Here is a 12,395-nt window from a genome sequence, read left to right as displayed (position 1 = left end):
GGGCTGCAAGTTTGGCTTGAGCTGTATGGTTGAACTCATCTTGCCCCGTCGTCGCTTGCTGGAGCAATTGCTAGCTCGCCTAGGGTTCAAAGATCCCACCTGGCTGGAGCAATTGCGCTGGGACTTACTGGATCAGGCTTTGATTCACCCTTCCCGGGATGGCCAGCGCAACAACGACCGGCTGGAGTTTCTGGGGGATTCCGTCCTACGGATTTTGGCCACTGAGTTCTTGTTCCAGTCCTATCCTCACCTGTCAGTAGGAGAACTAACAGCAATTCGCTCCGATCTCATCAGCGATGCTCACCTAGCGGAACTGGCGGATCTGCATGGCCTGGAGCGTTACCTCGAGCTGGGATCTAGCTGCCAAAACGACTTGGCGGGTCGGGCACGACGCTTGGCGGATGCTTTTGAGGCCCTGCTGGGATCCCTGTACCTAAGCTGGGGCATCCACACCCTGTCCCGGCTGCACCCCTGGCTGGATCCCTACTTTCGCCAACGGGTGGAGCAGTGGTTCCAGGATCCCACTCGTCGCAACCCCAAGGCTGCGCTGCAGGAGCTAACCCAGCGCTGGTGGGGCATTTTGCCAGAGTATCGCCTCGTGGCTGCCCAGGAGCACCCGCCCCGTTTCACCATGGAAGTTTGGGGCCAAGGCCAATGCTGGGGCCGCGGCGAGGGGCGCTCCAAAAAGGCGGCGGAAATGGCCGCTGCCGCCCAAGCCTACCAATACCTGCAGGAGCAAAAATTGGCAGATACGCCTCCCCAAGGCTGCTAGAACAAGCGTAGTGCTCCCCTAGGGGCTGACGGTATGGATCCCAAACTGGAAGAACGCGCTCGTGAGCTGCGCGCCCTGCTGCAAAAAGCCAGCATCGCCTACTACGTCCACAATGCCCCCATCCTGGAAGACAGCGTTTACGACCGCCTCTACCGCGAGCTGCAGGAGCTAGAGCAGGCCCATCCCGAGCTGATTACCCCCGACAGCCCCACCCAGCGGGTAGGGGAAAAACCCGCTGAGCAGTTTCCTACGGTTTCCCACCGCGTTCCCCTCTACAGCTTGGAAAATGCCTTCAACCTGGAAGAGCTCAAGGAGTGGCAGGAGCGCCTGCTGCGGCTGCTGGGGCGGACTCCTGAAGAAGGGGAGCTGGAGTACGTGTGCGAGCTGAAAATCGATGGCGCGGCCCTGGCGCTGACCTACGTGGATGGGCTGCTCCAGCGGGGGGCCACCCGCGGCGATGGCCAAGTGGGCGAAGACATCACCCCCAATGTCCGTGCCATCCCTTCCATTCCCCTGCGCTTGGCAACCGCCAATCCCCCGCCAGTCCTGGAGGTGCGAGGAGAGGCCTATCTTCCCCTTGCCGAGTTCGAGCGCATCAACCGCGAGCGCTGCTCCGCTGGGGATCCTCCCTTTGCCAACCCGCGCAACTGCGCCGCCGGCACCTTGCGCCAATTGGATAGCCGCGTGGTTGCCGCCCGCAAGCTTAGCTTCTTTGCCTATGCTCTCCACTGGCCGGAGGGGTGGCCCGCCGGGGATCCTCCCCAAACCCAGTGGGAGTGTCTGCAGCGGCTGAAAGAACTGGGATTGCCTGTCAATCCTCTTTCCCAGGTCTGTCGGAACCTCCAAGAGGTGGCCCAGTTCTACGAGCGGTGGCGGCAGGCCCAGCTTCCCTATGCCTGCGATGGGGTGGTGGTTAAACTCAACTCCCTGCGGCTGCAAGAGGAGGCCGGCTTTACGCAAAAATTCCCCCGCTGGGCCATTGCCCTCAAATACCCTGCCCAGGAAGTCCCCACCCGCATCCGCGCCATCGTGGCCAGCGTGGGCCGCACCGGAGCCGTCACGCCGGTGGCGGAGCTAGAGCCAGTGCTTCTGGCTGGCACCACCGTCAGCCGCGCCAGCCTGCACAACGCCGATCGCCTCGAGGAGCTGGATGTCCACATTGGCGACACCGCCATCGTGCGCAAGGCAGGCGAGATCATCCCTGAGGTGGTGGGGATCCTCAAGGAGCTGCGCCCCCCCGATGCCGTTCGCTATCGCCTGCCCAGCCACTGTCCCGAGTGCGGCACCCCTTTGGTTCGCCCTGCTGGCGAGGCGATAACCCGCTGCCCTAATCCCGACTGTCCCGCCCAGATCAGGGGTCAACTGCAGCACTGGGCTAGCCGCGACGCTCTGGATATCGAAGGCTTAGGGGAAAAGCGAGTAGCCCAGTTGGTGGAAAAGCTAGGAGTGCGCACCGTAAGCGATCTCTACCGCCTCACCCCGGAACAGTTGGAAAGCTTGGAGGGGATGGGATCCCGCTCCAGCCAGAAGCTGGTACAAGCCATCCAGCGCTCCCGCCAACAGCCCTGGGAGCGTGTGCTCTACGGCTTGGGGATCCCCCATGTGGGAGTGGTAACTGCCCAAACTTTAGCCCAGCATTTCCCCGCCCCTGAACTCTTGGCCCAGGCCAGCATCGAGGACATCGCCCAAATCTACGGGATAGGAAGAGAAATTGCCGAGGCAGTGGTGTCCTGGTTTGCCGATCCAGCCCACCAGCAGCTCCTGCAGGAGCTGCGCGAGTTAGGGATCCCTGCCCTGCCTCAGCAAAAGGCCCCTGCGGCTGCTCAGGTGCTGGCTGGGAAGAAGTTTGTGATTACCGGCACCCTGCCTACCCTGTCTCGCCAGGAGGCCAAGGCTTGGATTGAAAGCCGCGGCGGCAAGGTAACCGCCAGTGTTAGCCGCCAAACAGACTACGTGGTGGTGGGTTCAGACCCTGGCTCCAAGCTCAAAAAGGCTCAAGAATTGGGGATCCCCCTGCTGAGCGAAGCGGAGCTGTTGGCCTTGGATCCTGGCAATCCCCATTCTTAAGTGGAGCCTCAGGGAAAAATTTAGGCGGCCCAGCTTGTCCTGGCCTTGGAGATGGTTTATATTCAACTCTGTGAGGAGTGAACGCCGGAAGGGGAAGCGGACGAAACAAGGAAAGTCCCTTCCCCTTTTGGATGCAACAGACACGTGTCAAGACCTGCCTTGGCCTTGCTCAGGAACAGTGCAGAGCCCTCTTCTTCCCCGCCAGTCCCCTTGGCAGCAGCCGGCGGTGTTCCCCTATCATAGAAGTAGCGGAGACGCATGTTTCCGTTCACTCCTCACACCATCCGCCGCTCGGCGTTAAGTCGAGCGGTTTTCCTATGGGCTTTTCCCCCTCTAAGGTAAGCTCAAGCCAGGCAGCGCTAGGAGGGATCCCTGGCAATGGAAGTGTTAGACTAGGAATACTTAATACTTGGCTCTCCAGGTTACTTGCCTTTCTAGCCAACTCATCTCACCCTGCGGCGAGGGAAGGCAAGCCACTTTTTCGGGTACCTACTTCAACAGCCAACAGCGACGAGGATCCCATGGCCAAGCATGACTCCCAATTGCGGTGTTCCTTCTGCAACAAGTCTCAGGATCAGGTACGCAAGCTGATTGCAGGGCCAGGGGTCTACATCTGCGATGAATGTGTGGAGCTGTGCAACGAAATTCTGGAGGAGGAGCTCTACAACGGCAACAGCTCGCCAGCCTCAGCTCCTGCTGCCAGACGGCGGGAAGCTCCTAAAAAGCCCCCGCGCGGCTTGCCTTCTTTGGCTCAGTTGCCTAAGCCGCGGGAGATTGTGCGCTATCTCGACCAGTACGTGATTGGCCAGGAAAAGGCCAAGAAGATCTTATCGGTAGCAGTCTACAACCACTACAAGCGGCTAGCTGCCAAAGCCAATCCTGGCAGCGCTGGGTTGGCAGAGCTGGAGGAGGTGGAGCTGCAAAAGTCCAATATCCTTCTCATTGGTCCTACTGGATCTGGCAAGACCCTCTTGGCTGAGACCCTGGCCCGCCTGCTGGATGTGCCTTTTGCCGTTGCCGATGCCACAACCCTCACAGAAGCTGGCTATGTGGGGGAGGATGTGGAAAACATCCTACTGCGCCTGCTGCAGGTGGCCGACATGGATGTGGAGCAAGCCCAGCGCGGCATTGTCTACATCGATGAAATCGACAAGATTGCCCGCAAGAGCGAAAACCCCTCCATTACTCGCGACGTTTCCGGGGAAGGCGTCCAGCAGGCCCTGCTGAAGATGCTTGAGGGGACGATTGCCAACGTGCCTCCGCAGGGAGGTCGCAAGCACCCCTACCAAGATTGCATTCAAGTGGATACCTCCAACATTCTCTTCATCTGTGGAGGGGCTTTTGTCGGCCTGGAGAAGATCATCGAGCAGCGCATTGGCAAAAGATCGGTGGGCTTCATCAAGCCAGGGGATCAACCAGCGGTTACTCGCGAGCAACGCCTAGCCGATGCTCTCAAGGCGCTGGAGCCGGAGGATTTGATCAAGTACGGCATGATCCCAGAGTTCATCGGGCGGCTGCCAGTGGTGGCTACGCTGGATCCCCTGGACGAGAAGGCCCTCGAGGCCATCTTGACGCAGCCTAAAAATGCCATCCTCAAGCAGGCCCAGAAGCTGTTGCGCATGGACGGAGTGGAGCTGGAGTTTGAGCCAGCTGCCATTTCTGCCATTGCCAAGGAGGCCTACCGCCGCAAAACTGGGGCACGGGCGCTGCGGGCGATTGTGGAAGAGCTGATGCTGGATGTGATGTACGAGGTTCCCTCGCGGCGCGACATCAAGCACGTGCGTATTACCGCCGAGATGGTGGAGCGTCGCTCTACGGGCGAGTTGATCCCCCACCCCTCCACCTTGCCCAAGCCGGAGTCTGCCTAAGATGACAGCTCTGCCGAGCCCGGCTGCATGGCTTATGATCGATGGCTGGTTTTGGCAGAAAGGGTCAGGGGGTGGATGGGGCGGGCGGAGCGAGAGTATGCGGTAATTGGGCTGGGGCGCTTTGGCACAAGTTTGGCCCTCACGCTGATGGAGCGAGGGCATAACGTTTTGGGGATCGACCGCAGCCGCGAGATCGTGCAGCGCCTGGCGGACCAGCTGACGCAGGTGGTGGCGCTGGATTCCACCGATGAAGACGCCCTGCGGGCGGTGGATATTCCCTCCTTTGACACGGTGGTGGTGGCCATTGGCAGCGATTTCGAGAGCAATTTGCTGACGACGGTAGCCCTCAAGAGTCTGGGGGTACGTAATGTTATCTGCAAGGCTTCCACGGAGCGGCAGCGCTCGATTCTCTTGCGAGTAGGGGCAGATCGGGTGGTGCTGCCGGAGCAGGAGGCAGGGCGGCGCTTGGCGCAGGTGCTAACAGCACCAGGGATCCTGGATCAACTGGAGCTGGAGCCCGGCTACGGCATTACTGAGCTGGAGGTGCCGGAGGCCCTGGTGGGTCATACGCTGGCGGAGTCGGACTTGCGCCGCCGCTTTGGCATCACGGTTCTAGTCGTGAAGCGAAAACAGTCGCTGGTGGTCTCGCCGCCAGCAGACTATGTTCTGGAGAAGGGAGATCTGCTGGTGGTGCTGGGGGCCAACACCAACATCTCGCGGCTGAATGAGATGTAGGGGTAAAGGTTCGATGAGAGAGGGCCGCGTCCCGCCGTTGCAACCGGAGGGGGCTGAGCGCTGGAGTTCCCCCCGCTTTTCTCCTCAGTCTCGGCTACTGGCCAACCCCTTACAGCGGCTCTTTTTTGGAGACAGGCGTCGCCCGCTGCCACCGCCATCACGGTTGGTGGCCGGACTGGGCCTGTTGGTAGTGGTGGGGACTTTGCTGCTTAAGCTGCCGGGGGTCGGCCGGGGGGATCCCTTGAGCTGGAATGAGGCCCTATTCACGGCCACATCGGCCCTGAGCGTGACGGGGCTCTCGACGATTGTGGCGGCAGAGGATCTCACTTTCCTAGGCCAGATCCTGCTGCTGCTCCTCATCCAAATTGGCGGGGTAGGCTTCATGGTGGTGGCGGTGGTGGTGTTTCAACTGCTTGGGCGGCGCATTTCCCTGCTCAATCGCCTGGCCCTCTGCAACTCCCTGGGCCTGATCGATCCGGGGGCAATCCTGGAATTGACGCGGCGGGTGCTGATCGGAGTCACCCTCATTGAGCTGGGGGGGGCCTTGCTGCTCTGGGTGCACTGGCGGGATCTCTATGGCCCGGGTCGGGCGGTTTTTCTGGCAATTTTTCACGCCGTCTCTGCTTTTTGCAATGCTGGGTTTGATCTATTTGGGCAAGAGGGGATCCCCACCGATGGACTGTCGCTGGCGATCTTGGGCACTCTCATTTTTATCGGCGGCCTGGGCATCCCGGTTTTGTCGGATTTGTTAACCTGGCCGCGGGGCCACCGCCCCTCTTTGCACACCCGCATCACTCTGGCTGTGGTGGTGGTTCTGCTCTGCACAGGCGGCTTGGGGATGTTTTTGGCCGAGAGTTTGCCTGGCGGCTCCCTGCGCGAGCTGAGTTGGCCTCACCGCCTGGGCCTGGCGTTTTTTCAGTCGGTTTCGGCCCGCACTGCTGGGTTTGCCGGGATCCCGATTGAGGATTTGACACCAGCAAGCCAGTTGCTGCTGATGACGCTGATGTTTATCGGCGCGGCACCGGCCTCGATGGGAGGCGGCACCACTACTGGCACCCTAGCGGTATTGGTGCTGGCCTTGTGGGGCTACGCCCGCGGCTTGCCCAGCGCTCAGATTGCCGGGCGCAGTTTGGATCCCTCGATGGTGCGCAAGGCAGCAGCAGTGCTGACGGTCTCCCTGTTCGTGGTGCTATTGGCAACTTGGCTGATCTTAATTACCCACCACAACAGCAGGCTGGAGCCGGTGCTCTTCGAGGTCATTTCTGCTTTTGCTACCTGTGGCCTCTCGACGGGGTTCACGGGAGAGCTCAACCTCTTCGGCCAACTGCTCATTGTCTTGGTGATGTTCTGGGGCCGGCTGGGGGCGCTGACCATTGTCTTGGCTCTGGCCCAACAGCAGCCCCGTCCGCTGGTGACCTACCCCGAAGAGGCGATCTTAATTGGCTGATCTCTTGCTCTCGGCCCTGGGGAACTTGAAGGAAGAGGAGGCGTCTTAGCTTGTAGTCGGGATGGGAAGCAGCCCTGAAGCAAGCTTTTCCCCAAGCCGTTTCCGTTAGACTGAGTAACAAAACAAGTGGCTTCAGCCACACCCTTGGTGTCCCTGACCTCTCAGGAGCTCTGCGTGTCTAAGTTCCTCCTTATCGGCTCGACGGAGCCTTGCAGCGGCAAGTCATCAGCCATCTTGGGTTTGGCTAAGCATCTGCAGCAGCAGGGGGCGAAAGTTGCCTATGGGAAGCCGCTCGGAACAGGCGACAGAGGAATGGATCCGGATGTGCGCTTTATAGCAGAAACCCTGCGGCTGAGCCAGATGCCCCCCATGCTCCTTCAGCTCGACGAAGCAGCTTTGCTGGCTCACCTGCGGCAGTCTCCTCCGGATTCAGCTCGCTCGGTTGCCTCTCTGCTGGAGTTTGTCAAGGCATCCCCTGCGGATTTGGTTCTGCTAGAGGGCCCAGCCGATCTCTACGAGGGAGAGGTGTTCGGCCTCTCCTTGGCCAAAATGGCCCAAGCTCTGAATGCTCCAGTGCTGCTGGTCAGCCGCTACCGTTCCCCTTCGGCGGTTGATGCTCTTCTCTTTGCCCACTGCCAACTGGGATCCCACCTGTGCGGCGTGTTGCTCAACGATGTGCCGCCCGACCAAATGGGGCCAGCCCAGGTCGTCGTCCGACCTTTTCTGGAAGCGCGAGGGATCCCGGTTCTGGGCATTTTGCCCTCCCATCGCATTTTGCGCAGCGTCAGCGTCGGCAAGCTGGTGCGGCAACTGGAAGCGGAGGTGCTCTGCTGTCCGGACCGGATGGATTTGATGGTGGAAAACATCGCCGTGGGAGCGATGAACGTCAACGCTGCCCTAAAATATTTCCGCAATCTAGAACACAAGGCAGTCATCACCGGCGGCGATCGCACCGACATTCAACTGGCTGCCCTGGAGACTTCCACCCTCTGCCTGATCTTGACCGGCAAGCTACCTCTTGATCCCCGCGTTCGCTCGCGGGCAGAGGAGTTGGAAGTGCCGATCCTCTCGGTAGATCTGGATACCTTCACTACCATTAACCGCATCGAACGGCTTTTCGGCCAAATCCCCCTGCACGAGGAGGTGAAAGTCCGCTGTATCCAGGAACTCATGTCAGCAAACTTTGACTTTTCTCGCCTTTACGCTCGTTTGGGCTTGACACAACCCTTAGCGTCGGTGTCGGGCGCCTAGAAAAGCTGTCCTGCGCTTTTCCACTTATGGCTAAGAGCTCCCAGCCAGGCAAGACCTCAGTAACTCAGCCTCCTCAGCTAGTTGCATGTCCCCACAGCGGCATCTTTACCGATGGGGGCTGTTCTCCCAACCCAGGACCAGGGGGATGGGCGGTAGTGGTGGTTCGAGACAACCAGGTTGTGGAAGAGTTTTGGGGAGGGGATCCCGCCAGCACCAACAACCGCATGGAATTGACCGGCCTCATTCGGGCCTTGCAATACTGCCGGGATACGCTGGGCAACGCGGTAGAGACCATCTACAGCGACTCCCACCTTTGCGTGCAGACTTATAACGATTGGATGGAGCGCTGGGCAGCCCAGGGATGGCGGCGGCGCACAGGGCCAGTGGAAAACTTGGATCTGGTTGAGGAGTTATATCAACTCAAGCAGGAGTGCCCTCAGGTGCGGGTGGTCTGGATCCCAGCCCATCGGGGTCTGCGCTGGAACGAGTATGTGGATAAGCTGGTCGCCCGCGCCCGACCCAAGTAATTCTAATTCATCGCCTCACGGCAGAGTGCAAGACTTCCTGAACCGTTCTGGCCATGCGCTCCCAGGTAAAAGACTTGACCCACTCCAAGCCTTTGCTGATTTTTTCAGCGCGCAGCTTCGGATCCAAAACTTGAGCCATGGTATCTGCCAAAGAATCCTCTACGTAAAACGCAGCATCTCCTCCCGCTTCCACCAAGGCAGAGTTGGGATAGATGATGACAGGGGTTCCACAGGCCATGGCCTCCAATACCGGTAGCCCAAATCCTTCATAGGCACTTGGGTAAACCAGAGCTACAGCATTCTGGTAGGCATGAACCATGCCCTGTAGATCTAGGCGAGCGCTGAAGACAGGCTGAGGAGCTGCAGCTTGCCGGTAGGTCTCTGGAACAAACGACCCATAGGTGCAAAGGACAGGAAAGGGCTTGTAGGACCACTGCTGATAAGCCTCGAAGAACAACTCGTGTCGTTTGTAGGTTCCTTGCGAGCATTGAATGAGTAGCCAGTGTTTGGGGGTAGCCGAGGGATCCGGCTTGAACACACTGGTGTCAACTCCGGGGTGAGCTACCACCGCCTCTTTCCCAGTTAGGCGAAGGAGGTCACGGGCTGTGTTTTGGCTAACCGCTATGATGCGAGTGGCTGCTTCAAGGGCGGCGTGCTTTTGGCGCCACATGGGGTCTGAGAGATCCCAACCCAGTAGCTCTGGGATCATGTCATGGAGCAGGAGCACCTGAGGAACGTCAGGAGCTAGATAGGTATAGTAAGTGCTCATAAAAACGTCCGCCCCCGACCAAGCAAAGGCTTGCCGCAACTCAGGATCATCCCAGTAGGCATAGCTAAAGGGATGCCCCTGCATTCTCTCTACACCTTGGGGTAGCTCTCCTATGCCGCCCCGATCGTAGAAAGTAACGCGAATCCCAAAGCAGGGCAATTCCCGCAGTAGGTTGCGCCAAACCGTAGCAATACCACTTTGGGCAAATTGGAAGAACACTCCATCCACAAACAGGTGAAGACGCTCCCGCACCTCTACCACTAAGGGATCCCCGTATGCCCAGGGGAAAAAGGGCTGCAGCGAGCAGGGCTTTTCCGCTTTTTGCAGCTCTTCCCAGGCTTTTACGGCCCCTTGATAGCCGTAGTAGGACTCCTTAAACTCCACCTGCTTTCGCAACGCATAGGCATAGTGGTCAAACACTAAGCCCTCTGCTTCTGCTTGGTCTGCAGTCAAAACCTTCTTAGGAACCTGTCCATTTCGGGTTAATATGGGCGGCTCGTGAGTTTGCCACTCACACTCAGCGGGATCCCACCTCCAAACTCGCCACCACTCCATCTGAGGGTTGTTGCCCCACTTGCCTTTGTTGTCCAACACAAGATTGGGGCCCACAAAGTAGCGACAGTAGAACTGAGCTGCCTCTAAACTGGGGTCTGCTTCAAATCGTCGATGCACCCGTCGGATTTGTTCAGCTGTCCAAATCTCATCAGCATCCAACTGCCACAGCAAGCAGGGATAATCAGGCTGAGCTGCCCTGACCATTTCGATTTTGCCATCCCAAAACTGGCCATCAGGCTTCTGAACCAGCCGAACACGGGTATCCTTGGCCGCCAAGTCTCTCAAGTATTCAACTGTGCCATCTAAGCTGTGCCCTTGAGCATACTCCTCAGGGATCCGGCCACCGTTGGCCAAACTCCACCCTGTGTCATGCCGCAAGGCAGCAACGCCCTCAACCACCACCCATTGCCAGGGGATCCCTAACCTATCCAACTGACAGAGGACAGAGTAGTGGCGCTCAATGTAGGGTTGTCCATCCAATACAATGGTGAAGAAATGAATAGGAAGGGTAGCTTTAATATCCTTAAAGATGGCAAAGCCGTTGCGGGCATTTCCCCAGCGAATGAGTCGGTAGCCACAGCTAGGAAGCTCCCTCAAGGCGCGGCTATTCTTAAAAGCAAGGATATCATCCAAGGCAATATACTTGGGACGAGCACCCCGCTCTAAAAAAGCTTGCAGGTCGTACCAGCCTGTAAACTCGCCACCGTCGATGAGAAGAAGATCGGGATTGGGAACTTGACTTGCCCCATCCGTGGGAACAGACTTGAGTAAATCTTCATCCCCCTGACGCCACTGTAAAGCCTGCTCTCGGCCATAGGGAGTCCAAATGCTAGAGCCAGATTCCAACCATTCTTCCACCTCCTCCACTGTAGCAATCCTAGGTTGGGCAGCAGCGTGAATGGGGACACAGCGGGGATCCTTGCTTACCCTTCTAGCCAACTCTTTGTAGCGCTCAGGATGAGCTTCTATGCTGTAGATGCGAACAGAGTCAGGAAGGGCATATCGCAAAACAGCTGTGGATCCTTCTCCACTACTGGCCCCTACCTCGACCACCACCCGCAGGGAGGGATCCCTGCAGATTTCTGCAAGAGCCGTCCCGAAAGGTTCATCCAGTCGAATCTCTGGTGGGATGTACCACTCTGGCTGAGCAGAGTCATTTTTTCGTTGTTGACCGACCCAATGACTATAAGCGACAGCAGCTTCTCGATGGTAGAAATGATAGAGGGAACTAACTTGAGATGAAAAGGCATCAGGTTCATCTTGAAAGAGGTCATAAAGGTATCGAGTAATCTGGAATAGCCACAGGCGCGCCACCTCCTCTCCCAGCGGAGGATCATAAAGGGAGTTGGCAAAAGCGTCGGGTGGCCAATCTTCTAGGATTTGTTTCAGCACTAGACACACAGAATCCTCTTCCCCAGCTTTGGCGAAGTAGTCAAGGCTGTGTCCCAGGAGCTGGAGTCGCTGGTAGTCGCGTGCAGGCAGCTTCAAGGCTTCCTGCCGCATGCGTTCTGCAACAGGCTGATAGACAATCGAAAGAACCTGCAAAAATCGCCTTGCCTGTGGCCACAGCAATCCTTCCGGAGATCCACCCCCATACCTTTCCGCAAACTCAGGGGCAATGGATAGAGCAATGGTCTCCAGGAGAATTGAAGGGATACCTTCTTGCTCAGCTTGGGCAAAAAAGTCAGAGTAAGATCCTTGCCAAAATAAAGCTCCTAACTGCTCGAAGTTCTTGGCTTGTGTCACAGCTAGTAACCTCTAGTGCTCTTCCCTACAGGCGGAGAAAGTGACTCTGCCCAAGCATAGCAAGGGTTTCAACTTTTGGAAAAGGGAGGACTCCTAGGGAAGGGAGAACTACCTCTTCGGATACTCACTATTCCAATCTCGTCGGTAGCGCACGGGGCAAGTATTCCATGCGCTTCGGTTTGCTAAGGCTAAAGGGAAGATGGTGCTAGGCGCAACTTCTACTTAAGAACTTGGCTTCGTGGGCCTCTGCCCAAGTGCTGCGATTGGCTACAACCACTAGCTGCCTAAGTAGCTATCACGCAGCCTCAGCTTCGTCTCCAGTTTCGTCCCCAAACTCTCCCCCTCCCTTGATTGTGGTTGGAAGCTCTTGGCTTCTGGGATCCTGTCAGCTCAGGCTTCCTGACGATGTTCTGCCAGAGACAGCGCTGGTTCCTCCGTCGGCGCCCCTGGCGCTGGCCTTTTCCACCAAACCGGAAGAGGTGAAGGAGCTGCGAGCCTGGGCTGGGGATCGGCTGGTTCAGGAGGCGGGAGCGCAAGTAACGGAAGCGGACTACAACCGGATCAGGCCGTAGGTGAGGGCGTAGCGCACCAGCTCCGTGCGGCTGCTGGTGCCCGTCTTGTTCAAGAGGCGGGTGACGTATTTTTCCACATTGCGCAC

Annotated in this window: 8 protein-coding genes and 1 pseudogene; 7 read left to right on the top strand and 2 right to left on the bottom strand. The window is 58.2% G+C overall.

Annotated features, from left to right (window positions below; translation table 11 throughout):
• Positions 1 to 25: 25 nt before the first annotated feature.
• The 7 genes from rnc (at position 26) to NW814_RS10060 (ending at position 8,667) form a co-directional block, all read left to right on the top strand.
• Complete coding sequence (gene rnc, locus NW814_RS10090) at positions 26 to 772, top strand: ribonuclease III (protein WP_414392967.1); 747 nt, start codon at positions 26 to 28, stop codon at positions 770 to 772.
• Between the two features lie 33 nt (positions 773 to 805).
• Positions 806 to 2,839: an NAD-dependent DNA ligase LigA gene (gene ligA, locus NW814_RS10085; protein WP_414406200.1), complete on the top strand. Its 2,034-nt coding sequence runs from the start codon at positions 806 to 808 to the stop codon at positions 2,837 to 2,839.
• A 521-nt stretch (positions 2,840 to 3,360) separates the two neighbouring features.
• On the top strand, positions 3,361 to 4,707 hold the full coding sequence (clpX, locus tag NW814_RS10080) for an ATP-dependent protease ATP-binding subunit ClpX (protein ID WP_414392971.1): 1,347 nt from the start codon (positions 3,361 to 3,363) through the stop codon (positions 4,705 to 4,707).
• Between the two features lie 27 nt (positions 4,708 to 4,734).
• Entirely contained in the window at positions 4,735 to 5,442 is a 708-nt protein-coding gene (locus NW814_RS10075) for a potassium channel family protein (protein ID WP_414406199.1), read from the top strand.
• Between the two features lie 13 nt (positions 5,443 to 5,455).
• The gene (locus NW814_RS10070; protein ID WP_414406198.1) at positions 5,456 to 6,889 is read left to right on the top strand and encodes a TrkH family potassium uptake protein; all 1,434 of its coding nucleotides are present in this window, start codon (positions 5,456 to 5,458) and stop codon (positions 6,887 to 6,889) included.
• A gap of 174 nt (positions 6,890 to 7,063) precedes the next feature.
• Positions 7,064 to 8,140 (top strand): phosphotransacetylase family protein, encoded by a 1,077-nt coding sequence (locus tag NW814_RS10065; protein ID WP_414406197.1) that lies wholly within the window; start codon positions 7,064 to 7,066, stop codon positions 8,138 to 8,140.
• 26 nt (positions 8,141 to 8,166) lie between these two features.
• Positions 8,167 to 8,667: a ribonuclease H family protein gene (locus NW814_RS10060; protein WP_414406196.1), complete on the top strand. Its 501-nt coding sequence runs from the start codon at positions 8,167 to 8,169 to the stop codon at positions 8,665 to 8,667.
• A 7-nt stretch (positions 8,668 to 8,674) separates the two neighbouring features.
• On the opposite strand, the gene NW814_RS10055 is transcribed toward NW814_RS10060, so the two are convergent.
• A complete protein-coding gene (locus NW814_RS10055; protein WP_414406195.1) occupies positions 8,675 to 11,536 on the bottom strand; it encodes a glycosyltransferase in 2,862 nt (953 codons plus the stop codon).
• A gap of 751 nt (positions 11,537 to 12,287) precedes the next feature.
• Positions 12,288 to 12,395 (bottom strand): annotated as a pseudogene (locus tag NW814_RS10050) (DNA-binding response regulator); the annotation flags it as partial.

The organism is Synechococcus sp. R65.1 (genome assembly GCF_047461755.1).
In the GTDB taxonomy this organism is placed as follows: domain Bacteria; phylum Cyanobacteriota; class Cyanobacteriia; order Thermostichales; family Thermostichaceae; genus Thermostichus.
The sequence above is the reverse complement of the archived record's forward strand: the minus strand, read 5'-3'. Positions and strand labels throughout refer to the sequence as shown.